Here is a 25,911-nt window from a genome sequence, read left to right on the forward strand (position 1 = left end):
CACCGCGGGCCCATCTCAAAGCGAATTACTCCTTTGGTTAAGTCTTTATGCAAAAACTTAACATTATGCGGTATTAATCCTCCTTTCGGAGGGCTATCCCCCACTTTGAGGCAGGTTGCCCACGTGTTACTCACCCGTCCGCCGCTAATCCATCCCCCAAGAAACTTCATCGCTCGACTTGCATGTGTTAGGCACGCCGCCAGCGTTCGTCCTGAGCCAGGATCAAACTCTCAATTTAAAAGTTTAATCTTTTTAGCTCATCGCTATTTTAAACAGTTTCCTGTTTGAATTGACTGGTTTCTCTTCTCTGTTTAATTTTCAAAGACCATGTCGCTTCATGCGACTACTATATATTATCACTTAAATTTATGTTTGTCAACATTTTTTTACTAGAAATTTAAGCGCTATATAGTTTTTTATTTCGTCACTGCTTACCTCGCAGCGACAAGTGTTATTCTATCAAAGTTAATTAAAAACGTATTTAAATTAACTTTATTTTAAATTAAATTAAATAATTATCTCTCTTTATTCCTTAATATTTCTCAGTATTGCTCATATAGATACACGTGACAAAGTTGTTAGTATATTGTGGTTATCTAGTTATTTTATATAAACAGACTTCTAAGCTTTAGAGGGAGTTATCCATGAACATACCCTTTCTAATGTTCCTATCTTTTTTAAAGTTGTAGTAAAGATCAGGTAATCATTTGATAAATAAAATAGCTAAAAACTATAATGTTATAGTTTTTAGCTATTTCCTTTACTCTTGTGTTTCTTGTATCTCTTCTGTTTCTTGTACTTCTTGCATATCTTCTATTTCTTCTTCCTCTTCAGTATTTATTTTAGCAATTGCTAATACCTTTTCACCTTTGTCAGTTCTCATTAATGTTACTCCCATAGCGTTTCTACTTGTTACACTTATATCTGATACACATATTCTTATAGCAGTATTACTACTATTTATCAACATTAATTCATCACTATCTTTAACAACTCTTGCTGCTACTATTTTTCCTGTCTTGTCTGCCACCTTATAAGTTATAATACCTTTACCGCCTCTTTTCTGAATATTATATTCAGATACAGGAGTTCTTTTTCCAAAACCATTTTCACTTACAATTAATACATATTCGTCTTCCACCATTATATCCATACTTACAGCTATATCATCTTCTCTTAGAGTTATGGCCTTAACTCCAGTAGCAGTTCTTCCCATAGGCCTGATATCTTTTTCACTAAATCTTATAGCATACCCATTTTGAGTAACCATAATAATCTCAGCATCACCTTTAGTAACTTTAACCTTTAGAAGCTCATCATCTTCTCTCAAATTAATAGCATTTAGACCATTCTTTCTTATAGAAGAAAATTCTTTTAGGAAAGTCTTTTTAATAATGCCTCTCTTAGTAGCCATTATTAAAAATCCATCTTCTATTTTTTCTCTAATAGATATTACCTCTTTTACATTTTCACCAGGATTTAATGGAACTAAATTAACTATATTAGTTCCCTTAGCAGTTCTTCCAGCATCAGGTATTTCATAAGCCTTTAATTTATATACTCTTCCCGAATTTGTGAAGAATAGCAAATCGCTATGCGTTGATGTTACAAATACTTTTTCTACAAAATCATCTTCTTTTGTTGTCATAGCTTGAATACCCTTTCCACCTCTTTTTTGAGAAGAATAGGTATCTGCAGATATCCTCTTTATATATCCTGATTGGGTTAATGTAATAACAACTTCTTCTTCCTGTATTAAATCCTCTATATTTATTTCATTGATATTCTTTTGTATTTGTGTTCTTCTGTCATCACCATATTTATTTTTTATTTCATTTAGTTCTTCTCTTATAATATTTAAAACTAATTGTTCATTAGCCAATATTTCTCTTAAATGATCTATAGTTTTTATAAGCTCATTATATTCATCTTCTATTTTTTCTCTTTCCAATCCTGTTAATCTCTGTAGTCTCATATCTAATATAGCTTGAGATTGTTTCTCTGATAAATTAAATTTCTCCATAAGTCCATTTCTAGCCATTTCAGCATTTTTAGAAGATCTTATTAAATTTATAACTTCATCTATATGATCAAGAGCTATTCTTAACCCCTCTAGTATATGTGCACGAGCTAATGCTTTATCTAACTCAAATTTAGTTCTTCTTCTTATTACTTCTTTTTGGAAGTCTAAGTAATGCACAAGAATTTGTTTTAAATTTAACACTTGTGGTTCATTATTTACCAATGCAATCATAATAACGCCAAAGGTATCTTGCATTTTTGTATGTTTAAAAAGCTGATTTAAAACTATATTTGGATTTGAGTCCCTTTTTATTTCTATTACTATTCTCATTCCCTCTCTATCGGACTCATCTCTTATGTCAGATATTCCTTCTATCCTTTTGTCCTTTACTAAATCTGCCATATTCTCAATAAGCTTTGCTTTATTTACCTGGTATGGCAATTCAGTAACAATAATTCTGTGTCTTCCTTTTTCTTCTTCTATTTCTGCATTTGCTCTTACTATTATTCTTCCTCTGCCTGTTTCATAAGCTTCTCTTATACCAGCTGTACCAAGTATTATACCTGAAGTAGGAAAATCTGGTCCCTTAATTTTTGTCATAAGTTCAAGAATTGTTACATCTGGGTTATCAATAATCATATCAATCCCATCTATAACTTCTCCTAAGTTATGAGGTGGGATATTAGTTGCCATACCTACTGCAATACCTGAAGAACCATTTACAAGTAAATTAGGAAATCTAGATGGAACTACTAAAGGTTCCTTTTCAGAACCATCAAAGTTTGGTCCAAAATCTACAGTGTTTTTATTTATTTCTCTTAAAATTTCTACAGATATTTTACTCATTTTAGCTTCTGTATATCTCATAGCTGCCGCAGAATCTCCATCTACAGAACCAAAATTTCCATGACCATCCACCAAAATATATCTTTGAGAAAAGTCTTGTGCCATTCTTACTAAAGCATCATAAACTGAAGAGTCTCCATGTGGATGATACTTACCTAAAACATCTCCAACTATTCTAGCACATTTCCTGTATCCTTTATCTGGTGAAAGCCCCAATTCATACATAGAATAAAGTATTCTTCTATGAACAGGCTTTAATCCATCTCTTACATCTGGAAGAGCACGACCTACTATTACACTCATAGCATAATCTATATAACATTTTTTCATCTCCTGCTTTATATCTACTTCCAAAACTTTTCCTTCATTGTTCATCTGTTTCACACCTTCCACCTTTATATATCAAGGTTTACAACTTTCTTAGCATTTTCCGTAATAAATTCTCTACGTGGTTCCACCTTATCACCCATAAGAATTGTAAATATTTCATCTGCTGCCATAGCATCTTCTACAGTTGCTTTTAATAAAATCCTTCGTTCAGGATTCATTGTAGTTTCCCAAAGCTGTTCTGCATTCATTTCTCCAAGTCCCTTATATCTTTGGATGTCTGTATTATTATCTCTTCCTCCAACTTCATTAAGCACTGCTTCTAATTCTGGATCTGTATAAGCATAATACTCTTTCTTTCCCTTTGTTACTTTATATAATGGAGGTTGTGCAATATACACGTGCCCTTGCTCAACAAGTTCTTTCATGTATCTATAGAAGAATGTTAGTAGTAATGTTCTAATATGTGCTCCATCAACATCTGCATCTGTCATTATTATTATTCTGTTATATCTTATCTTTTCAATATCAAAATCCTTACCTATTCCTGCTCCAAATGCTGTTATCATTGATCTAATAGTATCTGAGTTAAGAATTTTATCAAGTCTTTGTTTTTCAACATTCATTATCTTTCCACGTAAAGGAAGTATAGCTTGAAATTTTCTATTTCTTCCTTGTTTAGCTGATCCACCCGCTGAGTCTCCCTCAACTATATATATTTCACATTCTGCCGGATCCTTAGAAGAACAATCTGCTAATTTCCCTGGCAATGAAGTACTTTCTAAAACTGACTTTCTTCTAGTTAACTCTCTAGCTTTCCTTGCTGCATCTCTTGCTCTAGAAGCCATTAAAGATTTGTCTATAATATTCTTCGCTATTTGAGGATTTTCCTCAAGAAAGTTTCCTACTCCTTCTCCAACTATACTATCTACTATTCCCCTAACTTCACTATTCCCAAGCTTAGTTTTTGTTTGCCCTTCAAACTGGGGATCTGTAAGCTTAACAGAAATTACAGCAGTAAGACCTTCTCTTATATCCTCTCCTGACAAGTTTTTATCATTTTCCTTAAGATGGCCAAACTTCTTTGAATAATCATTGAATACTCTTGTTAATGCAGTTTTAAACCCTGCTAAATGAGTACCACCTTCAACTGTATCTATATTATTTGCAAAAGAAAAAATGTTTTCAGTATATCCATCATTATATTGCAAAGCTATCTCAACAATATGGTCATCCTTAACCCCTTCTATATAGATTGGTTCAGAATGTAAAACCTCTTTATTTCTGTTTAAATAAGATACAAAAGATTTTATTCCACCTTCATAATGGAATTCTTCACTTTTTTCTGCTCTTTTATCAATTAAATTTATTTTTATGCCCTTATTTAAAAAGGCTAATTCTCTTAACCTTTGGGCAAGTGTATCATAATCAAATTCTAATTCTTCAAAAATTTCACTATCTGGCTTAAAATACACTCTAGTTCCATGTTTATCGCTTTCACCTATTTTATCTAATCCAGTAACCGCTTTACCTCTTTCATATCTTTGCTTCCACTCATAACCATCTCTTTCTACGAAAATTTCACATACCTCTGAAAGAGCATTTACAACAGAAGCTCCAACTCCATGAAGACCTCCCGATACTTTGTATCCGCCTCCACCAAATTTTCCACCAGCATGAAGTACTGTCATTATAACTTCAACAGTTGGTTTTTTCATTTTAGGATGCATACCTACTGGCATACCTCTTCCATTATCCTGCACAGTTATTGAATTATCTTCACCAATATACACATCTATTTTATCGCAAAATCCTGCTAGGGCTTCGTCTATACTATTATCAACTATTTCATAAACAAGATGATGAAGTCCTCTTGCACTTGTACTTCCTATATACATTCCAGGTCTTTTTCTTACCGCTTCTAAACCCTCTAAAACTTGTATTTGGCTTTCATCATAGTTTTGCTTTTTCTCTTCCACCATATTTATCCTCCTTAATTTTAAGGTTCATAGTATAATGTTTCTGATCTTTTTGTTAGTGTTGCAGATGAAATTGGAGATAGAAATATTTTACTTTTTTTATTTACCTCTGCTATTATAAAAGACTTAGGTTTTTCTTTTGTTATTCTCTCAACAAAACCATCTTCTTCAGCCATTCTTAAAAATTGTGTTGTATCAGAACTATACATAGATGTTTCCATATCAAATATTCCAATAATATCTTTTAAAGGAACTACTACATTTTCTCCTAAATGTAAAAACACAAAAATTCCTCCCTTGATTTATATACCGAATAATTTTTTAAATTAATTAATACATTTTCCTTTTACTACTTTGAATATTTTATAATTCTCCTCTATATGGTTTTCTATATTTTCTAAACCAGTACAGGTAATTATAGTTTGAATACTTTTAATAGAATTTAAAATATATTTTTGCCTTTTTGAGTCTAATTCAGATAAGACATCATCTAAAAGTAGAACTGGATATTCTCCCGTAATATCTTTGATTATTTCCAACGAGGAAAATTTAATAGTTAAAGTTGCTGTTCTTTGTTGACCTTGAGATCCAAAACTTCTTACATCTATGTCATTTATTTTTATAGAAAAATCATCTCTGTGAGGTCCAATAGATGTGGTTTTCTTTTCAAAATCACTCTTTCTATTTTTATATAGAGCATTAAGAAATTCATTTTCAATATCATTTTCATACTTTATCGAAGATACATATTGAAAACTTATGTTTTCTACACCTGCAGTTATATCACTATGTATTGAAATCCCTTTTTCATTCATTCTTTCTACATACATTTCTCTATCTCTTATAATTGATGTTCCAAACTTTACTAATTGTTTATCATATATTTCTATTATACTTGAAAATTCTTTTTGACCTTTTCTTAGTGCTGTATTTCTTTCATTAAGCACTTTATTATACTGTACTAAATTATAATAATATTTATCGCTTAATTTGCATAACTCTATATCCAAAAATTTTCTTCTAAAAGAGGGCGATTCTTTAACTATTTTTAAATCTTCTGGAGAAAACATAACTACATTTAGCACACCTAAAAGTTCAGATATTTTATTTATTTTTATTGAATTTACATTTATACCTTTTTTACCTTCTTTAAATATCTTTATCTCAATTTTTTTATCTAGTCTGCTTTTAGCTATATACAATTTAATATACGCACTATCCGCATTCCAGTTAATCATTTCTTTATCTTTATTGGTTCTATGAGATCTTCCAATGCTAGAATAATATATACTTTCTAAAATATTTGTTTTTCCTTGTGCATTATCTCCAATAAATACATTAACATTTTTATTTAGTTCTATACTTAATTCCTCATAGTTTCTAAAGTTAATTAGTTGTAAATATTTAATATACATAAAAAACACCTATTATAATTATATCATAATATATCTATTGCACAAATTAGTATGCACAATGTACAATAAAACAATTTATTAACTTATCATACATTGTGCTTAATATTATATTATTATATAAACTTCTTTATTGACTTCTACTTTATCACCTTTGGATAGCTTTCTTCCTCTTCTTAACTCAACTTCTCCATTAACTTTAATTAATCCATCTTGTATCATCATTTTAGCATCTGACCCTAAACCTACAGCACCACACCATTTTAAAAATGCATCTAGCTTTATTATATCTGTATTGATACTTACTTCTTTCATAAGCTAATCTCTCCTTAATTGTTTAATAATCTAACAGGAAGAACTAAATATGTACAATTGTCTATTTCCTTATTTTTTATTACACAAGGGCTAACACTACTAGATAATTCCATAACTATTTCTTCCTCTTCCATTATTTTTAATACATCGATTAAATATTTAGAATTAAATGCAATTTGTAATGATTGTCCTTGCAAAATTATTCCCACTTCTTCTCTAACCATTCCCAATTGAGAATTAGAAGTTATAACCATAGTGTCTTCTTCTATGCTTAATTTTATTAAACTTGTGTTTCCTTCTTTGCCCATAAGGGAAGCTCTTTCTATACAATTTAATAATTCAGTTCTTTTTGCAATTATTTTCAAGTTATATTCTTCTGGAATTATTGAATTGTATCTTATAAATTCCCCTTCTAATAATCTTGATACTATTTTAGTTTCACCTATACTAAATAAAATATGGTTTGGTGTGAATGTTATATTTACATTATTGTCTCCATCTTCTAATATTTTTGCAACTTCACTCAAGGTTTTTCCAGGAATAACTGCATTTATAGAGTTTTCACTATCTATATATTCAGATTTAACAGCTAATCTATAACCATCTAATGCAACCAAGTTTAAATTTTTATTTTTTATCTCAAATAAAATTCCTGTTAATATAGGTCTTGTTTCTTCCTGGGCTGCAGCAAATATAGTACCTTTTATCATAGCTTTTAATATCTTTTGAGGTATTGAAAAAATACTATTTTCATTTATATTAGGTAACTCTGGAAAATCAGATGCATCCATATGTACAAGAGTAAATCTAGACTTTTGGCATATTATTTCAATTACGTTATTATCTTTAGTACTTATTTCTATAATATCGTTAGGAAGTTTTCTTATTATTTCACCAAATATTTTAGCATCTACTACTATAGAACCTTCCTCATAAACATCTGCATTTATTTTAGTTTCAATACTTAAATCTATATCTGATCCTGTAAATACTATAGAATTATTTTTTGCATTTATTAATATTCCTTGAAGAACTTGCATAGTTGATTTTCCAGTAACAGCTTTTTGTGCTATAGATATAGCTTCCTGCAATATATTTTTTTCACATTTTATTTTCATAGTTAAACCTCCTTAATTAATCCACATAGTTTTTGTAGTATAGATAGAGTAGATATATTAATATATTTTAGTAGTAATAGTAGTAGGGGCTGTGAATTTGTGGATAACCCGTGCATCCATTGAAATAGCTCAATTTATTGTAAAAAATAATTGTGGATAAGTAATTGATTTAATTACGTCCTTATCCACATTATTAAGACAAAAAAATATAATTTTAATTATCCACATCATATTATAATTAAATAATAAACAATTGTTAATTATTTTTGAGTTATTTTTTTAGTTAAATCATTTACGGTATTTTGAAGAGATTCGTCTTGCTTTAAGCTAGTAGAAATTTTTTCATATGCGTGAATTACTGTAGTATGATCTCTTCCTCCAAATTCTTCACCTATTTTAGGAAGAGAAGTATCTGTTAGTTTTCTACAAAGATACATAGCTATTTGCCTTGGAAAAGCTACATTTCTCGTTCTTCTTGCAGATTTGAAATCTTCTACTCTTAAATTAAAATAACTTGCTACTATATCTTGAATAAGATCTATTGTAACTTGTTTTGATTGTTTATTTGATATTATGTCTTTTAAAGCTTCTGAAGCAAGATCTACACTTATTTCTTTATTTGTAAGAGATGAAAATGCTACTATTCTTATTAGTGCACCTTCTAATTCTCTTATATTAGATTTTATTTTAGTTGCAATATACACCATTACTTCATTAGGTATATTTAAATGTTCAACATCAGCTTTTTTCTTTAAAATTGCCATCCTTGTCTCAAAATCAGGGGCTTGAATATCAGCTATAAGACCCCATTCGAATCTGGAACGTAATCTATCTTCTAATGTAGGAATTTCTTTTGGTGGCCTATCACTAGATAATATAATTTGTTTATTTGCTTCATAAAGAGCATTAAAAGTATGGAAAAATTCTTCTTGAGTTCGTTCTTTTCCAGCTATAAATTGTATATCATCTATTAGAAGTATATCCACATTTCTGTATTTATTTCTAAATTCTACGTTTTTATCATCTTTTATTGAATTTATTAGTTCATTTGTAAATTTTTCAGAAGATACGTATACAACTTTAGACTTTGGATTGTTTTGAAGAACATAATGACCAATTGCATGCATTAAGTGAGTTTTTCCTAGACCAACTCCTCCATATATAAACAACGGATTATAAGCTTTTGCAGGAGCTTCTGCTACAGCGAGTGAAGCTGCATGGGCAAATCTATTACTATTACCTATAACGAAGGAATCGAAAGTATATTTTGGATTAAGCATAGTGGACATATCATCACTTATTACAATGTTTGCATTTTGTTTTTGGATAATTTCTGATTCTTTATTTTTGGGTTCCAAATCCGTGACATCTTCAGATGTAATAAAAAATTCTACGTTATATTTCTTTGAAGTAATTAATTTTAGAGCATTTATAATAAGATCTTTATACCTACTATTAAGTATTCCTCTAGTAAAATCATTTGGAACACATAAGAATATAGAATCATTTTCAATTTTTATTGGTACAATACTTTTTATCCAGGTATTAAAACTTACTTCTGTAAGCTCACCTTTTATTATGTTTAAAGTTTTTTCCCAGATATCTTTCAATTGGGTACTCATTTTTTATCCTCCAGTTCAAGTTTATAATAATTAACAATATATATAAAAATTTATAAACATTATTAGTTTTTCTTGACAATTGTTTAAAAAAATATTCACATGTTAATAATTTTGGTTGATAATTAGTTTTTAAAAAAGTTATCAACATATGTGTGTAATTAGATAATAACATTATTAACCTATGAATAAATATTGAATATTGGATAAAATATAATATGAAAATAGAAATATTCATAAAAAATAACAAGTTATACACAAAGTTATCAACAGTTGTTGATAACTTTGTAAATAAAATAAGTTATCAACAACCCTGTATTAATAATATCAGAACCTACAAGGGTATTCAAGAAGTTATCCACAAAAAATAATTAAAAATATTAACAAATGCCTTTTTCTTGACATTAAAGAGTGGTGAATATATAATTTAATAGTAAATCTATAAGTAGGTAGTAAGATAATTGCTATATAAAAATTAAATAGTGAGAAGGGGGTGTATTGTAGATGTTTATGACATACCAACCAAAGAAGAGACAAAGAAAAAAAGAACATGGTTTTAGAAAGAGAATGAGTAGTTTATCCGGAAGAAACGTTCTAAAGAGAAGAAGACAAAAAGGTAGAAAGAGATTGACAGCATAAGGCCGCTATTTGTGGCCTTTTTCTGCAATTGCAGAAAAAAAGGAGTATAAGTATGAAGAAATACAAATTGCGAAAAAATGCAGAGTTTAGGGTAGTATACAGAAAAGGTAGGTCTTTTTCTAATAATTTGTTAGTACTATATACTTATAAAAATAATAGAAATGATTTTAATAGATTTGGAGTATCGGTTAGTAAAAAGGTAGGAAAGAGTGTAGTAAGAAGTAGGGTAAGAAGATTAATTAAAGAAAGTTACAGACTTAATGTCGATAATTTTAAAAAAGGATATGATTTAGTAGTTGTAGCAAGAACGTTTTCTAAAGATAAAAGTTACAACCAAATAGAAAGTTCATTAATTAATTTATTTAAAAAGGCAGGCTTATATAATAATTGAAAAAAATTTTAATTGGTACAATTAAATTTTATAGACAATATATATCACCTATTAAAAGACCTTGTTGTAGATTTTATCCAACATGTTCTCAATATGCAATAGATGCTATATCAAAATATGGTGTATTTAAGGGTGGGCTTATGGCCTTATGGAGAATTTTAAGATGTAATCCTTTTAACAAAGGGGGATATGACCCTGTTAAATAAAGTGTCTGGAGGTTAATGATGAGTTATCTTAACAATGCGTTAGTTCAATTTTTTGTTTATGTACATAAATTGGTAGCTAACTTAATAAATGATCCTAATTATTCATATGGATTAGCTATTATTTTTGTTACATTAATAATAAAAGTAATACTCTTACCACTTAATATAAAATCAATAAGATCAAGTATTAGAATGACAAGAATTCAACCTGAAGCAAAAAAGTTACAAGATAAATATAAAAATGATCCTCAAAGAGCGCAGCAAGAAATGATGAAACTTTATAAGGAAAAAGGAGTAAGTCCTTTTGGAGGGTGCTTACCTTTACTTATTCAGTGGCCAATATTATTAGCTCTTTATTATGTGTTTAATAATATAACAGGTATAAATGGGGTTACATTCTTATGGATAAAGGATTTAGCTAAACCAGACATTGTTCTTGCAGTACTTGCAGGTGCTACACAATATTATGCTGGGCTTATTATGAATCCTAGCGGTGGGAAAGATAATCCTCAGGGTAAGCAAGCAGCTGCCATGAATTTATATATGTCATTATTTATGATAGTAATAAGCTGGAAGCTAAAAGCTGCATTAGTACTATATTGGGTAGTAAGTAACTTAATTCAGATGGGTCAAACAATTCTTACTAAAAAGCTTGAAGAAAAACACATGGCAGAAAATAATGCCTAGGGGGTGCTTACGGTATGAAGACAATAGATATGACGGGAAAAACAGTAGAGGATGCTGTTAGTAATGCGCTAAAAGAACTTAATGTATCTGAGGATAAAGTTGAGGTGCAAGTTCTTGATGAAGGTAGCAAAGGGCTATTCAAACTAATTGGCGCACGACCTGCAAAGGTTAGAGTAACTGTAAAAAAAGATTATGTATATGAAGCTAAGAATTTTTTAAAAGAGATTTTAGAAACTATGGGGATAAAAGCAGAAATAAGGGTAAAAGAAGAAGAAAATATTTTAAGAATTTCTATGACAGGCCCAGATATGGGAATACTTATAGGTTATAGGGGAGAAACATTAGATTCACTGCAATATCTAATAAGTCTTGTAGTAAATAGAGACCACGAAGATGAATATAAAAGAGTAATATTAGATACAGAAAACTATAGACAAAAAAGGGAAGAAACTTTAAAAAGACTTGCTGTAAAAATAGCTACTAAAGCTAGAAGAACAGGAAAGACTATAAAATTAGAACCAATGAACCCATATGAAAGAAGGATAATTCATTCAGTTCTTCAGAACAGTCCCTATGTTGAAACCTATAGTGAAGGCGAAGAGCCATATAGAAGAGTAGTTGTAGACTTAAAGAAAGCCTGATGATGGCTTTCTTTTTAACTTTATAGTAACAAAAAGCTGTAATAAGGAGTGTAATAATATGAAAGAATTTGATACTATAGCAGCGGTGTCAACGGTATTAGGAGAAGGCGGAATTTCAATTATTAGAGTTTCAGGAAGCATGTGCATAAAGATAGTGGATAGCATTTTTAAAGCTAAAAATGGAAAGGCTTTAAGTGATATTAAGCCTTATAGTATGAGATATGGTCATATTGTAGAAAGAGAAACTGGAGATATTTTAGATGAAGTTTTAGTAAGTTATATGAAGGGGCCAAGAAGTTTTACTGCAGAAGATACAGTAGAAATAAATTGTCATGGTGGAGTTACCCCTACGAAAAAAATATTGCAAGAAGTTATAAAAGCTGGAGCAAGGCTTGCAGAACCTGGAGAATTTACTAAAAGAGCCTTTTTAAATGGCAGAATTGATTTAAGTCAAGCGGAAGCAGTTATTGATATAATAAGAGCTAAGACTGATTTATCAATGAAGTCAGCAGTTTTACAATCTGGAGGAAGAATTTCTAAGGAAATAAATTCTTTAAGGAATAAATTACTTCAAACTATAGCCCATATAGAAGCTACTGTTGATTTTCCAGAAGAAGATTTAGAGGAGATCACAGGAAAACAAGTAGGCAAAGAATTGTTAGAAATAGATAAAGAGATTAGCAAGTTATTGGATACAGCAGATGAAGGAAAAATTCTTAGAGAAGGCTTAAATGTAGTTATTGTTGGTAAACCTAATGTTGGTAAATCATCATTATTAAATGCACTTCTTATGGAGAAAAGAGCGATAGTTACTGAAATTCCAGGAACTACAAGAGATGTTATAGAAGAATACATAAATTTAGATGGAGTACCAATAAAAATAGTTGATACAGCAGGAATAAGAGAAACACAAGATATTGTTGAGAAAATTGGTGTTGAAAAATCTAAAGAAAAAATTAATGAATCAGATTTAATCATTCTTATGCTAGATTCTAGTAAAGAATTGGATAATGAAGATTATGAAATAATTGATTATATAAAAGATAGAAAATATATAGTGCTTTTAAACAAAAAAGATTTAGATAGTAAAATAAATAAGGATTATTTACATGGATTAAATTCTAAATACGTAATAGAGACTTCTGCAAAGACAGGACAGGGCCTTGAGAGCCTGAAACAGTGCATAAAAGATTTATTTTTCAATGGAGAAGTAAAGTCTGGAGATGTTATAATAACTAATACAAGACATAAGGAAGCTTTAATTAGGGCAAAAGAAAGTTGCATATCAGCAATAAATACTTTAAATGATACTTTGGCTATAGATTTAGCATCTATAGATATTAGAAATGCATGGTTAAAACTTGGTGAGATAACCGGGGAAACATTAGAAGAAGATATTATAGATAAAATATTCTCAGAATTTTGTTTAGGAAAGTAGGGAGAAGCATATGAAATATTTCGCAGGAGATTATGATGTTGTTGTAGTTGGAGCAGGTCATGCTGGTTGTGAGGCTGGACTCGCTGCTGCTAGAATTGGTTGTAAGGTTTTAGTTTGCACTATAAATCTAGATAGCGTTGCATTAATGCCATGTAATCCTAACATAGGTGGTACAGCTAAAGGTCATTTGGTAAGAGAAATAGATGCTTTAGGGGGAGAAATGGGTATAAATATAGACCACTCCTTTATACAATCTAGGATGTTAAACACATCTAAGGGCCCTGCTGTACATTCACTTAGAGCACAGGCAGATAAAAGAAGATATTGCGAAAGAATGAAAGGTGTACTTGAAAGAGAAGAAAATTTAACATTAAAACAAATAGAAGTTATTTCAATAGATGCAGAAGATAATAAGATCAAGGGAGTACTAACCAAAAATGGAGCATATTATACTACAAAAACAGTTATATTAGCTACTGGAACTTACCTAAAGGGAAAAGTAATTATAGGAGATATAAGCTATAGTAGTGGTCCTAATGGATTATTTCCTGCAAATGATTTATCTCAGTGTCTTTTAGATATGGGAATAAAATTAAGAAGATTTAAGACAGGAACACCAGCTAGAGTAAATGCAAAAACAGTGGATTTTTCAAGGATGATTGAGCAAGCTGGAGATGAAAGAATAGTTCCATTTTCATTTATGAGTGATAAATTAGAAAAAGATCAAATTTCTTGTTATCTAACTTATACAAATGAAACAACTCATGAGATTATAAGAAAGAATATACATAGATCACCTTTATATAATGGTTCCATAGAGGGAATTGGTCCAAGATATTGTCCATCAATAGAAGATAAAGTTATGAGATTTCCAGACAAAGAAAAACACCAAGTATTTATAGAACCAGAAGGAGAAAATACTAATGAATTATATGTTGGAGGAATGTCAAGTTCTTTGCCTGAAGATGTACAAATAGCTATGTATAGAACAGTGCCAGGACTTGAAAATGCAGAGTTTTTAAGAACTGCATATGCTATAGAATATGATTCTATAGATCCGCAGCAATTAAAGTTGTCTTTAGAATTTAAAGATATTGAAGGCTTATTTGGAGCAGGTCAAATTAATGGAAGTTCAGGATATGAAGAGGCTGGATCTCAAGGACTAATAGCAGGTATAAATGCAGCTATGAAAGTAAAAGAAAAACAACCTTTAATTTTAAATAGATCTGATGCATACATAGGTGTATTAATTGATGATTTAGTAACTAAGGGAACTAATGAGCCTTATAGAATGATGACATCACGTTCAGAGTATAGATTACTTTTAAGACAAGATAATGCTGATTTAAGACTTACAGAGATGGGATACTCTGTGGGGCTTGTGAATGAGGAAAGATATAAAAAATATTTAGTTAGAAAACAAAAAATAGAAGAAGAAATTGAAAGAATTAAAAATATTCAAGTAACAAATAAAAAGGAAGTTAATGAGTTTTTAGTATCTCTAAATTCTGTTGAACTTAGAAAACCTATTAGTTTATATGAGCTAATAAAGAGACCAGAACTTGATTATTTTAAGATACAAAATCTAGATATAGAAAGACCAGAATTGCCTTTTGATATACAAGAAGAAGTAAATACTATGGCTAAATATGAAGGATATATACAGAAGCAGTTGGATCAAGTTCAGCAATATAGGAAATTTGAAAAAAGAATTATTCCAGAGAATATAGATTATAATAATGTACATGGATTAAGAAAAGAAGCTGTACAGAAATTAGATAAGATTAGACCAATGAATATAGGTCAGGCTTCTAGAATATCTGGAGTATCACCAGCAGATGTATCTGTTCTTCTAATTTATTTGGAACATAAATTTAAAAAAGACAATGAATAATTAATTTCATTAGTAAAAAAAGCATTAATAAAATAAATGAATATATAAATTCATTTATTTTATATATTGGAGGTAAATTATGCAATATTTCGATCTTTTAAGTTCTGCTTGTAAAGATATTGGCATGGATTTTGATGAAAAAATGTATAATAATTTTATCAAGTATAAGGATTTGATAAAAGAGTGGAATGAAAAAATAAATCTTACTGCGATAACAGAAGATGAAGAGATTATTAAAAAGCATTTTATAGATAGTATAAAAATCTATAAGTTTTCACCTTTAAAAGAATGTAAAAAAATAATAGATATTGGCACTGGTGCTGGTTTTCCAGGAATACCAATAAGAATTGTGGATAGCAATAAGGAAATAATTCTTCTAGATTCTTTAAATAAAAGATTAAAATTTTTAGACGAAGTTATAAGTGAACTACAATTAAATAATATTAGTACTTTACATGGAAGAGCTGAAGATTTTTCAAAAAAAAGTGAGTATAGAGAAAAGTTTGATGCTGTTGTCTCAAGAGCTGTTGCTAATTTAGCAGTATTAAGTGAATTTTGTTTGCCTTATGTGAAAATAGGAGGATATTTTATTGCTATGAAAGGACCAGCTATAGATGAAGAGATTAAAGAAGGAGAAAAAGCTATAGGCCTATTGGGTGGAAAAGTTGAAGAAATTATAAAAGTGGAAATAGAAGAAAGTGATTTACAACATAATTTAGTAGTAATAAAGAAGGTAAATAATACTCCAGGAAAGTATCCTAGAAAGGCTGGAACTGCTGCTAAAAACCCAATCAAATAATATTATTTATTATGTAGCAATTTGTCATAGAAATGTTATAGAATAAAAGAAGGATTTTGAATAAGTGTGGAGAATTTGTTTAGATAAAGGAAAACATAAGAGGGATGGTTAGCTATGGAAGGAAATGTAAATTTTATTAATACCGAATTAATTTCTCCTAATGTATATCAACCAAGAAAAGTTTTCAATGAAGAAGCTATAGATGAACTAGCTAAATCAATAAAAAGTTATGGTATAATCCAACCCTTATCAGTAAGACGAATAGGAGAAAATAGATTTGAGCTCGTTGCTGGAGAAAGAAGATTAAGAGCTGCTAAAAAAATTGGATTAGAAGAAGTACCTGTTATTATTGTAGATGTAACTGATAAAGAATCAGCGGCTATAGCATTATTAGAAAATATACAGAGAGAAGATTTAAATTTTTTAGAAGAGGCTGAAGCTTATTATAATTTAATAAAAGAGCATAACTATACACAGGAACAATTAGCTGGACTTATAGGAAAAAAACAGTCTACTATAGCTAATAAAATAAGGCTTCTAAAACTTTATCCGGATATTAGGAAGTTATTATTAGAGAATAATTTAACAGAAAGGCATGCTAGAGCATTATTAAAGTTACCTACAGAAGAGTTGCAAAAGAAAATATTAAAAGTAGTTATAAAAAAGTCTTTAAATGTAAAGAAAACAGAAGAACTAATTGAAAAAGAACTTATAAAAATTACAGAAAATAATCTAGCTAAGGATGGAAAAAAGAGAATCAAGGGGATATTTAGTCCAAAGGTTTATATAAATACAGTAAAGCAAGTATTTGATAAGTATGGTGTAACAGCTCAATATACATCTAAAGAATTAGAAGATAAAATTCAAATTACTATCAATATCCCTAAAAAGTAAAATGTTCCACGTGAAACATTTAAAGTTAATAGCTATATAAAAATGGAGCTCATTAATCAATGGGCTTCTATTTTTATATAATTTTCATAAAATACTTTTATTATTATTATAATGAATATATAATTAATATAGTAAGTTTATCATATATAAAAGATAGGTGGGGATACATATGAAGGTTATTTCTATTTTTAATCAAAAGGGTGGAGTAGGAAAGACAACTACAAATATTAATTTATGCTCTTATCTTTGTATGGAAGGATACAAAGTACTTTCAATAGATATAGATCCTCAGGGAAATACCACTAGTGGATTGGGTATTGATAAGAAAAAGTTGAATGGCTCAATATACGATGTACTAACTTCACATATGTCCATTAAAGATGTAATAATACAAAGCGAACTTATAAATAATTTTTATATAGCTCCATCCACAATGGAATTAGCAGGAGCGGAAGTTGAATTAATAGGAAGGGACAATAGAGAAAATATATTAAAGGAAAAAATCGGTTTAATTGGAGATGATTTTGATTTTATATTTATAGATTGCCCACCATCATTAGGTCTCTTAACTATAAATGCTCTAGTTGCTTCGAATAGTGTACTAATACCTATTCAGTGTGAATTTTATGCTTTAGAAGGAGTAGGGCAACTGGTTAATACTATACAACTTGTAAAAAAATCCCTTAATAAACAATTAGAAATAGAAGGGGTTATAATGAGCATGTTTGATAGTAGAACAAACCTTTCAAATGAGGTAGTATCAGAAGTAAAAAAGTATTTCAAAAATAAAGTTTATGATAGCAATATTCCTAGAAATATTAGATTAGCTGAAGCACCAAGTTTTGGATTACCTATTCTTTTGTATGATGGAAAGTGTAAAGGAGCAGAATCCTATGAGAATTTAACTAAAGAATTTTTAAGGAGGCAAAAATAGATAAGAATGAGTAAAAAATTTGGATTAGGAAAAGGATTAGGAGCTCTTATTCCTGAGAATATTAATGAAGATATACCTAGCGATAATAATGTAAATGAATTGTCCATAGATTTAATTAGGCCGAATAGTGAACAACCTAGAAAAAATTTTGACGAAGAAGGAATAATTCAATTATCTCAGTCCATTCAAGAGCACGGGCTAATCCAACCAATAATAGTTAAAAGTGAAAACAATATTTATACAATAGTAGCAGGAGAAAGACGTTGGAGAGCGGCTAAGTTGGCTGGACTAAAAAAAATTCCTGTAATTATTATGGATTTAAGTGATAAAGAAGTACTAGAAATATCTTTAATAGAAAATATACAAAGGCAAGACTTAAATCCTATAGAAGAAGCTAAAGCCTATAAAAAACTTATTTATGAATTTAAATTAACCCAAGAAGAATTAAGCAAAAGATTAGGCAAATCAAGAACAGCTATTGCTAATTGCTTAAGATTGCTAAATTTAGATGATAGGGTTCAAGAATATTTAATTGACGGAGTTATATCAGAAGGACATGGTAGAGCGATTTTAGCATTGTCAGATAAGGAATTACAATATAAAGTTTCTCAAACAATTATTGATGAAAATCTCAGTGTAAGAGAGACAGAAAAAATTATAAGGGATTTAGTAAATACAAAGAGCAACGATAATAAAAAAAGTGATAAGTCAGATAATCCATACTATATAGATATCAAAAACAGATTAGAAGAATTCTTTGGAACAAAGGTACAGATTAATAGTAAAAAAAATAAAGGTAAAATTGAAATACAATACTACTCAGAAGAAGATCTTCAAAGAATACTTGATATTTTAAAATTATAATAGAAATGGACATATAATGTTTCACGTGAAACAAAACTGGAAGGAGAAGAATACATGAATAACATACTAAGTATTATAGATAGCTTTCAAAATATAATTATTGCAGCACTTGTAGCTATGGTAATAATATTATTTTTTATGGTAATTATACAATTAAAGGCTATTAATAAATTAGAAAATAGATATAGAAAACTTATGAGAGGCACTGATAATAAAAGTATTGAAGAACTAGTTACTATGCATTTAGACAAGATAGACAAGGCTAGTGAGCAAACTGAATATATGATGGAATTATATAAATCATTAAATAATAGGGTAGATACGTGTGTTCAAAGAGTATCAATAGTTAGATATAGAGCTTTTGAAGATGTTGGTAGTGATTTGAGTTATTCAATTGCATTATTAGATAATAAAAATAATGGTGTTATTCTTACAGGTATTTATGGTAGAAATGAAAGTACAACTTATGCCAAACCTATAGACAAAGGATTATCAAGATATGAACTTTCAGATGAAGAGAAATATGTATTAGAAGATGCAATGAATAAATCTATATAAAATATGAATAAAAAACCTCCTTTATGGCAATATTACCTAAAAGGAGGTTTTTACATGACAATATGCGTTTCAGAAGAACTTAAATATATAATACAAGAATTAAAAAAAAGAGGATATAAGGTAATTACATCACTAGATGATGAACCATGTGAAGCGGTAATATGTGATTTGAAAAATGGTGGATTATCAAAACTAAGCATGAAAAATACTTTGAATAGAGATGGCACTTTAATTGTAGATATAGGATATAAGACTATAGATGAAATAGAATACATACTTAATAATAGAACTTATAGTTCCATATTTTAAAATGTTAACAAATTTATAAAATTTCATAATAAAATCTAATTAATTTATAGAGAAATAAAAGCCAAAGATTATAGTAAAATATATTAATCTTGGCTTTTTAAATTTTAAATTAATATATTCTATCTAGATATAGCAGCTTTCTTTATAGGTCTTTCTAATCGCCTACCGCCTATAGTTTTTAAAACAGAGTGATAAATTCCATTAGAAATTATGTCTGCAAGTGTAATTACTGTATGTAATCTTGTGTTTTGTAAAACCATAAATTCTAGGGCACCAGAAATATTAACTATACCAGTTATACTTAAATTACCAACTGGTGGTAATTTTTTATTCATTGCAGAACCAGGTGATAAAGGTTTTTCTTCAACACATATGTTTCCTATGTTTTGAATACTTCCAAGACAAGCATCTACTGCGATTATATATGGATTTTTAAATTTTTGATTTATTTCCTTTATAATGTCTTTTAAATTCTTAGCATGAACAGGGCTTTCTAGACTTCCGTATATATAAAAATTATCTCTGGATAAAAATCGAAGTTTATGTCCGACTAATGGCCCAAGACTATCACCTGTTGATCTATCAGAACCTATACAAAGTAAGATAATTGTTCTTTTAGATTTAACAATGGGTAGTAAATAATTATATAAAGTATCTCTTAATAATAGTGTAGAATTATTCAATGATGAATCAATAATAACCTTTTTTTCCATAAAAAAACCTCCTATATGGAATTGTGTCCATAAGGGGGTTTTTTATACATATAGTTATAATACGTCTACACCTTTTAGAACTTTATAAAACACTACTAAAAATATACAAAAGAACATTCCTAAAATACCATTTACTTTTAATCCTATAAAGATAGCTGCTAAAACGGAAACAGGATGGATACCTAAAGAAGAGGATACTATTTTTGGCTCAAGTATTTGTCTTATTATAGTAACTATTATGTACCATACAATTATACCTATTGCAACAAAATAATTTTTATTAATAAATAAATATAGTAAGGCTAATGGAATATAAATTCCCCCTATACCTAATATAGGAAGTATGTCAAATATTGCTGCTACTATACTTAATAAGACAGCGTATTTGACTCTTAATATTAAAAAGCCAATCATAGTTTCAACAAAGGTTATGGATATAACCAATAAGTAAGATAATAAGTAGGTTATAATCATTTTTTTACATTGCGTAATTATATTTTGTAATTTACTTTGATCATCAGATGAAACATAATTTAAAAGTCTATTTTTTGTGGAAGCAAGATCTTTGGTAAAAAAGTAGGTTGAAAGTAGTGTAAATAATATTACCATTAATAAATATGGAATATAAGTTAAAAATGAAATTACGCTTTGAATAATCTTACTTGTAACTAACATTGTAAAATTTGAAATTTTAGATAAAGAGCCAAATAAATTTTTTTCAATAGCATTTATTATTGATGGATCTAAGTTATTATAATATACTTTTAAGTTTTCAAAGAAATTATATATATTATTTGAGTTATTTGTTAAGTAAGTTTGAGTGTTTTTTCCTAATTGTATAGCTTCCTTAGTAAGAGAAGTTATACCAAAAGATAATATAAATATTATCATTGTAAAAAACACTAATGTAGTAATTAAGGCAGATATCCATTTTTTTATCTTAAATTTATTTATTAATAATTCTGTAGGCTTTTTTAGAATCAAAGAAAAAATATAGGCTAATATAAAAGGTAATGCGTAATTTAAGGATTTACATAACAATACAAAAGTAAGTGTATATATAATAAAGAATAGTATAACCTTATCAAATTTATTTATAAGCTCATTCATAGGATCACTTCCTTTTCCATATTGTATATAAGCTATTTATAGTGTACTCTATATCTTCAAGTGTATTAAAAAAACCTAGACTAAATCTAACTGTACCACTTGGAAAAGAACCTATTGTTTTATGTGCTAATGGTGCACAATGAAGGCCTGATCGTGTGGCTATTTTAAATTCATTGTCAAGTATATAAGATAACATTGAACTATTCATGTTTTTAAGTCCAATGGAAACTGTTGGTACATAGGATATATTTTTATCATATCCATATATGTTAATAAAGTCTAGGTTTAATAATTTTTCTAAAAATACTTTAAATAAATGGGATTCATTTTCTACAATATAGTCCAGACCTATATTTTTAATAAAATTTATACCTTGATATAAACCAACTATACCAGGAGTATTTAAAGTTCCACTTTCAAACTTATCTGGTAAAAATGTAGGTTGAAATATATTTTCAGATTCACTACCAGTTCCGCCTTCTATAAAAGGTAGAGCTTCATTATTCAGTTCATCACATATCATAAATCCACCAATGCCTTGAGGTCCCAATAGGCCTTTGTGACCAGTAAAAGCTAAAGCACTACAATTTAATTTATTAAAATCTAAGGGAATTGCTCCTGCTGTTTGAGCAGAATCAATAATAAAATATATGCCTTTTTCTTTACATATCTTACCTATTTTTTCTAGAGGCTGTATAGAACCTATTACGTTTGAAGCATGAGACATTACTACAACTTTAGTATTGGTTTTAATTTTACTTTTAAATTCCTCTATAGAAAGTAGCCCATTAGGAGAACATTGTATTATGTCAACCTCTATATTTTTATATGTTGCAATTGAACTTAAAGGTCTTAATACAGAATTATGTTCCATAGATGAAGTTATTATATGCCAATTATCTTTTATTGTAGATTTTAATAATATATTTAATGAAGCAGTGATATTAGAAGTGAAAATTATATTCTCAATTTTATTAAAGTTAAAAAATTCGCTTATTGCTTTTCTGCAATTATATACTATTCTACTACTTTCTAATGCATTAGAGTATGCTCCTCTTCCAGGGCTCGCACCAATATTTTTCATGTAGTTTAACATACCATCATATACGCAGTCTGGCTTTGGATAAGAAGTAGCAGCATTATCTAGATACACTTTTATAGTAATCAGCTCCTTAATAATAAATAAGTTACTTTTTATGTATTTTAAATTTACTCATAAACTTACCTTATTTATCATGTATTTGCTATAATTATAATATAATATTTACATTATATAGTATAAAGCAAAATTTTAAAATTGTATATTAATTATGTATATATTATTATATAAGTTATAGACAAAATTCTTGGTTTCAGAGGAAGTTTTTACTCCCACTAAAGCTTAGAAATGATTATCCAAGGATTTATTTCCACTTTGAAGAAGGTGGGAGTAAAAAGCGAGTAATAATCGGATAAAATTATAAATATTAGTTAAGGGGGAATATAGTTTGAGTAAAGTTATAGACTGTAGAGGATTAAGATGCCCAGAGCCAGTAATTCAAACAAAAAAATATTTTGAATCTATTAGTGAAGGGGAAGCAGAAGTAGTAGTTGATAATGAAATTGCAAAGAATAATATATTAAAACTTTGTAAAAATAGTGGATATAAAGGTGAATTGAAAGAAGAAAATCATGGATTTTATAAAATAGTTATAAATAAAGAAATTCAATGTAAATGTGAGGAAGGAATAGAATTTAATAATATATTTACTATAGTTATTTCCACTAATAAACTTGGTGAGGGTAGTGAGGAGTTAGGGGCTATATTAATGAAGAGCTATTTATTTGCCTTATCAGAAAGTGATCAAGTACCTACTAATATAATATTTTTAAATAGTGGAGTAATGCTAACTACCTCAGGATCAGAAGTATTGAGCAGTTTAAAAACACTTCAAGAAAAAGGAGCTAATATACTAAGTTGTGGTACATGTTTAGATTATTATAATTTGAAAGATAAATTGGAAATTGGAGAGATATCCAATATGTATACTATAGTAGAAAAAATGAATAACTCTAATAATACTATAAAATTATAATTTTTGGAGGATAAATTGGAAAAATATTATCTTATAATTTTTATAAATACATTAGATGCTATGGAAGCAGAGAGTGTTTTAAAAGAAAATAATATTCCAGTAACTATTATGCCTACTCCAACAAATATAACTAAGAGTTGTGGTATAAGCATAAGAATAGAGATTGATTATATAGAAAAGGTTTTAAAAATTAAAGATCGTGGTAAAATTAAAATAAAAAATATCTATGTACAAAAAAATTCCAACTATGAATTATATGTTTAAATATTATATAATTTAAATAAAAAACGCTGAGGTGAACTATACAAATAATGAAGAATAATATTTACTTATTTAACATACAATGGCATAAGCTATTGGATTACATCGATGACGAGAAGTTATACAAAATACTTTATAATACTATAAGAGTTGTTATTATACTTATATTAATGTATATAATAATAAAAGTTGGCAATAAAGTTATAAATAGATTTGTTGAAAAACAGAGTGAAATGAAATTTTCTTTAGATGAGAGAAAATCTAAAACTTTAGGAGCAGTATTAAAGAGTATACTTAAATATTCCGTTTATTTTTTTGGTATATTTATAATCATGGAAATGCTTTTTGGCATACAAGGATTAACCTTTGCAAGTATAGGTGGTGTAGCCATAGGATTTGGTGCACAAAATATAGTAAAGGATATAATAAATGGTTTTTTTATATTGTTTGAGGACCAATATGCAGTAGGAGATTATGTAACTATACAAGATAAAAATGGAATTGTTGAAAGTATAGAATTAAGAATTACAAGAATGAGAGATTTTAATGGAGACCTTCATATAATTCCTAATGGTTCTATAAGAGAAGTTACTAATCATTCTAGAGGAAATAGGGGAATATCAGTAGACGTAGATATTGCTAATGATGAAAATGTAGACAAGGCAATTTTAGCTATAAAAGAAGTATGCAATAAATTTAAAGATGAGAATGAAAATATAGTTGATGGACCTAATGTTTCAGGAATAGTTCAACTTAAAGAGACGGGAACTACTATTAGAATAGTTGGAAAGGTAAAACCTATGACACAATGGGATATAGAAATGGAATTAAGAAAAAGAATAAAAGATGTATTGGATAAGGAAAATATAAGTAGACCATACCCTAGGATAAGAATACTAAAGGAGGAATAAAATGAATAAAGTATTTAATCTTGGAGACATAGTTGAAATGAAAAAGACACATCCATGCGGAAGTAAAGAATGGAAGATAATAAGAATGGGGGCTGACATAAAGATAAAATGTTGTGGATGTGACAGAATAATAATGCTTGAAAGAAGCAAATTTGAAAAAGATATGAAAAAAGTGGTTAAAACTAGCGAAGAAATAGAAAATAATGAATAAAACATATTGATTTTTGCTTTTTTTAGTGATAAAATATCTTGTAGTCCCTGCTGTGGAAACCACAGCCGTTAGTCCAAGGGGAGGAGGTGAATTCTAATGAGAAAATATGAAACTATATTTATACTACACCCATCATTAGACGAGGAAGCTGTTAAAGCTAACGTTGAAAAGTTTAAAGGTGTTATAGAAAATGCTGGTGGAGTAGTAGAAAATGTTGATTTATGGGGCAAGAGAAAGCTTGCTTATGAAATAGAAAAAGTTAATGAAGGTTACTATACATTAGTGAACTTTTCTGCTGAACCACAACTACCAAAAGAATTAGACAGATTATTTAGAATCAATGATTCAGTTATCAGACATATCATCGTTAAAGAAGAAAAATAGGTGGTGTTTTAATGAACAAAGTTGTTTTAATTGGTAGATTAACCAAAGACCCAGAACTTAGGTTTACTCCAGGTACTGGTACAGCTGTTGCCACCTTTACGTTGGCCGTAGATAGAAGATTTTCTAAAGACGGTACAAAAGAAGCTGATTTTATCCCTGTAGTAGTATGGGGTAAACAAGCTGAATCTACGGCAAACTACATGAGTAAAGGAAAACTTATGGGAGTTGGTGGTAGAATTCAAACAAGAAATTATGAAGCAAAAGATGGAACTAGAAGATATGTTACTGAGGTAGTTGCAGAAGAAGTTCAATTCCTTGAATGGGGAAATAAGCAGTCAGCTGCACCTCAATAC

At 28.8% G+C, this 25,911-nt stretch carries 28 protein-coding genes, 1 rRNA gene and 1 pseudogene; 19 read left to right on the forward strand and 11 right to left on the reverse strand.

Annotation, left to right across the window (positions count from 1 at the left end; genetic code table 11):
- The 8 genes from T514_RS0118055 to dnaA form a co-directional block, all read right to left on the reverse strand.
- Window positions 1–238, reverse strand: a 16S ribosomal RNA gene (locus T514_RS0118055); the annotation flags it as partial.
- Between the two features lie 522 nt (window positions 239–760).
- Complete coding sequence (gene gyrA / locus T514_RS0118060) at window positions 761–3,244, reverse strand: DNA gyrase subunit A (protein WP_027626042.1); 2,484 nt, start codon at window positions 3,242–3,244, stop codon at window positions 761–763.
- A gap of 20 nt (window positions 3,245–3,264) precedes the next feature.
- Complete coding sequence (gene gyrB / locus T514_RS0118065; RefSeq protein WP_027626043.1) at window positions 3,265–5,178, reverse strand: DNA topoisomerase (ATP-hydrolyzing) subunit B; 1,914 nt, start codon at window positions 5,176–5,178, stop codon at window positions 3,265–3,267.
- A 17-nt stretch (window positions 5,179–5,195) separates the two neighbouring features.
- The gene (gene remB / locus T514_RS0118070) at window positions 5,196–5,459 is read right to left on the reverse strand and encodes an extracellular matrix regulator RemB (protein ID WP_027626044.1); all 264 of its coding nucleotides are present in this window, start codon (window positions 5,457–5,459) and stop codon (window positions 5,196–5,198) included.
- Between the two features lie 42 nt (window positions 5,460–5,501).
- The gene (gene recF, locus T514_RS0118075; RefSeq protein ID WP_027626045.1) at window positions 5,502–6,590 is read right to left on the reverse strand and encodes a DNA replication/repair protein RecF; all 1,089 of its coding nucleotides are present in this window, start codon (window positions 6,588–6,590) and stop codon (window positions 5,502–5,504) included.
- A gap of 105 nt (window positions 6,591–6,695) precedes the next feature.
- Complete coding sequence (locus T514_RS0118080; RefSeq protein WP_027626046.1) at window positions 6,696–6,902, reverse strand: RNA-binding S4 domain-containing protein; 207 nt, start codon at window positions 6,900–6,902, stop codon at window positions 6,696–6,698.
- A 14-nt stretch (window positions 6,903–6,916) separates the two neighbouring features.
- Window positions 6,917–8,020 (reverse strand): DNA polymerase III subunit beta, encoded by a 1,104-nt coding sequence (gene dnaN, locus T514_RS0118085; protein WP_027626047.1) that lies wholly within the window; start codon window positions 8,018–8,020, stop codon window positions 6,917–6,919.
- A gap of 260 nt (window positions 8,021–8,280) precedes the next feature.
- Window positions 8,281–9,642 carry a chromosomal replication initiator protein DnaA gene (gene dnaA, locus T514_RS0118090; RefSeq protein WP_027626048.1) on the reverse strand — a complete coding sequence of 454 codons (1,362 nt, stop codon included), beginning with the start codon at window positions 9,640–9,642 and terminating at the stop codon, window positions 8,281–8,283.
- Between the two features lie 501 nt (window positions 9,643–10,143).
- Here dnaA and rpmH point away from each other — a divergent pair.
- The 13 genes from rpmH to T514_RS0118160 all read left to right on the forward strand — a co-directional run bounded on the left by rpmH (window position 10,144) and on the right by T514_RS0118160 (window position 19,893).
- Window positions 10,144–10,278 carry a 50S ribosomal protein L34 gene (rpmH, locus tag T514_RS0118095; RefSeq protein WP_027626049.1) on the forward strand — a complete coding sequence of 45 codons (135 nt, stop codon included), beginning with the start codon at window positions 10,144–10,146 and terminating at the stop codon, window positions 10,276–10,278.
- Between the two features lie 52 nt (window positions 10,279–10,330).
- A complete protein-coding gene (rnpA, locus tag T514_RS0118100; protein ID WP_027626050.1) occupies window positions 10,331–10,669 on the forward strand; it encodes a ribonuclease P protein component in 339 nt (112 codons plus the stop codon).
- Window positions 10,666–10,875 carry a membrane protein insertion efficiency factor YidD gene (yidD, locus tag T514_RS0118105; RefSeq protein WP_027626051.1) on the forward strand — a complete coding sequence of 70 codons (210 nt, stop codon included), beginning with the start codon at window positions 10,666–10,668 and terminating at the stop codon, window positions 10,873–10,875. The genes rnpA and yidD overlap by 4 nt, the downstream gene beginning before the upstream one ends.
- Window positions 10,876–10,893: 18 nt before the next feature.
- A complete protein-coding gene (locus T514_RS0118110) occupies window positions 10,894–11,562 on the forward strand; it encodes a membrane protein insertase YidC (RefSeq protein WP_027626052.1) in 669 nt (222 codons plus the stop codon).
- Between the two features lie 14 nt (window positions 11,563–11,576).
- Entirely contained in the window at window positions 11,577–12,203 is a 627-nt protein-coding gene (gene jag, locus T514_RS0118115) for an RNA-binding cell elongation regulator Jag/EloR (RefSeq protein ID WP_027626053.1), read from the forward strand.
- 58 nt (window positions 12,204–12,261) lie between these two features.
- Window positions 12,262–13,641: a tRNA uridine-5-carboxymethylaminomethyl(34) synthesis GTPase MnmE gene (gene mnmE, locus T514_RS0118120; protein ID WP_027626054.1), complete on the forward strand. Its 1,380-nt coding sequence runs from the start codon at window positions 12,262–12,264 to the stop codon at window positions 13,639–13,641.
- A 10-nt stretch (window positions 13,642–13,651) separates the two neighbouring features.
- Window positions 13,652–15,535 (forward strand): tRNA uridine-5-carboxymethylaminomethyl(34) synthesis enzyme MnmG, encoded by a 1,884-nt coding sequence (gene mnmG, locus T514_RS0118125; protein ID WP_027626055.1) that lies wholly within the window; start codon window positions 13,652–13,654, stop codon window positions 15,533–15,535.
- A gap of 79 nt (window positions 15,536–15,614) precedes the next feature.
- Window positions 15,615–16,334 (forward strand): 16S rRNA (guanine(527)-N(7))-methyltransferase RsmG, encoded by a 720-nt coding sequence (gene rsmG, locus T514_RS0118130; RefSeq protein WP_027626056.1) that lies wholly within the window; start codon window positions 15,615–15,617, stop codon window positions 16,332–16,334.
- 114 nt (window positions 16,335–16,448) lie between these two features.
- Complete coding sequence (noc, locus tag T514_RS0118135; protein WP_027626057.1) at window positions 16,449–17,228, forward strand: nucleoid occlusion protein; 780 nt, start codon at window positions 16,449–16,451, stop codon at window positions 17,226–17,228.
- Between the two features lie 169 nt (window positions 17,229–17,397).
- Window positions 17,398–18,162 carry a ParA family protein gene (locus tag T514_RS0118145; protein ID WP_027626058.1) on the forward strand — a complete coding sequence of 255 codons (765 nt, stop codon included), beginning with the start codon at window positions 17,398–17,400 and terminating at the stop codon, window positions 18,160–18,162.
- A gap of 6 nt (window positions 18,163–18,168) precedes the next feature.
- A complete protein-coding gene (locus T514_RS0118150) occupies window positions 18,169–19,026 on the forward strand; it encodes a ParB/RepB/Spo0J family partition protein (RefSeq protein WP_027626059.1) in 858 nt (285 codons plus the stop codon).
- A gap of 54 nt (window positions 19,027–19,080) precedes the next feature.
- On the forward strand, window positions 19,081–19,584 hold the full coding sequence (locus T514_RS0118155; protein WP_027626060.1) for a DUF4446 family protein: 504 nt from the start codon (window positions 19,081–19,083) through the stop codon (window positions 19,582–19,584).
- Between the two features lie 54 nt (window positions 19,585–19,638).
- Window positions 19,639–19,893, forward strand: coding sequence for a YkuS family protein (locus T514_RS0118160; RefSeq protein WP_027626061.1), 255 nt, complete (start codon window positions 19,639–19,641; stop codon window positions 19,891–19,893).
- A gap of 119 nt (window positions 19,894–20,012) precedes the next feature.
- Here T514_RS0118160 and yyaC read toward each other — a convergent pair whose 3' ends face one another.
- From yyaC to T514_RS0118175, 3 genes are read right to left on the reverse strand one after another with little or no spacing between them, the layout of a single operon-like run.
- Complete coding sequence (gene yyaC, locus T514_RS0118165) at window positions 20,013–20,606, reverse strand: spore protease YyaC (protein WP_027626062.1); 594 nt, start codon at window positions 20,604–20,606, stop codon at window positions 20,013–20,015.
- A gap of 54 nt (window positions 20,607–20,660) precedes the next feature.
- Window positions 20,661–21,716, reverse strand: coding sequence for a sporulation integral membrane protein YtvI (gene ytvI, locus T514_RS0118170; protein WP_027626063.1), 1,056 nt, complete (start codon window positions 21,714–21,716; stop codon window positions 20,661–20,663).
- Between the two features lie 4 nt (window positions 21,717–21,720).
- On the reverse strand, window positions 21,721–22,875 hold the full coding sequence (locus tag T514_RS0118175) for an aminotransferase class V-fold PLP-dependent enzyme (protein ID WP_027626064.1): 1,155 nt from the start codon (window positions 22,873–22,875) through the stop codon (window positions 21,721–21,723).
- A gap of 328 nt (window positions 22,876–23,203) precedes the next feature.
- Between T514_RS0118175 and yedF the strand changes: the two genes are divergently transcribed.
- From yedF to T514_RS0118205, 6 genes and pseudogenes are all read left to right on the forward strand, one after another.
- Window positions 23,204–23,791 (forward strand): sulfurtransferase-like selenium metabolism protein YedF, encoded by a 588-nt coding sequence (gene yedF / locus T514_RS0118180; RefSeq protein ID WP_027626065.1) that lies wholly within the window; start codon window positions 23,204–23,206, stop codon window positions 23,789–23,791.
- Window positions 23,792–23,806: 15 nt separating this feature from the next.
- The gene (locus T514_RS0118185) at window positions 23,807–24,055 is read left to right on the forward strand and encodes a putative Se/S carrier protein (protein ID WP_027626066.1); all 249 of its coding nucleotides are present in this window, start codon (window positions 23,807–23,809) and stop codon (window positions 24,053–24,055) included.
- Between the two features lie 47 nt (window positions 24,056–24,102).
- On the forward strand, window positions 24,103–24,963 hold the full coding sequence (locus tag T514_RS0118190; protein WP_027626067.1) for a mechanosensitive ion channel family protein: 861 nt from the start codon (window positions 24,103–24,105) through the stop codon (window positions 24,961–24,963).
- A 1-nt stretch (window position 24,964) separates the two neighbouring features.
- Window positions 24,965–25,174, forward strand: coding sequence for a DUF951 domain-containing protein (locus T514_RS0118195; protein ID WP_027626068.1), 210 nt, complete (start codon window positions 24,965–24,967; stop codon window positions 25,172–25,174).
- A gap of 96 nt (window positions 25,175–25,270) precedes the next feature.
- The gene (rpsF, locus tag T514_RS0118200) at window positions 25,271–25,558 is read left to right on the forward strand and encodes a 30S ribosomal protein S6 (RefSeq protein ID WP_027626069.1); all 288 of its coding nucleotides are present in this window, start codon (window positions 25,271–25,273) and stop codon (window positions 25,556–25,558) included.
- Window positions 25,559–25,569: 11 nt separating this feature from the next.
- Window positions 25,570–25,888 (forward strand): annotated as a pseudogene (locus T514_RS0118205) (single-stranded DNA-binding protein); the annotation flags it as partial.
- Window positions 25,889–25,911: the final 23 nt, after the last annotated feature.

This window comes from Clostridium lundense DSM 17049, from assembly GCF_000619945.1.
GTDB lineage: Bacteria > Bacillota > Clostridia > Clostridiales > Clostridiaceae > Clostridium_AO > Clostridium_AO lundense.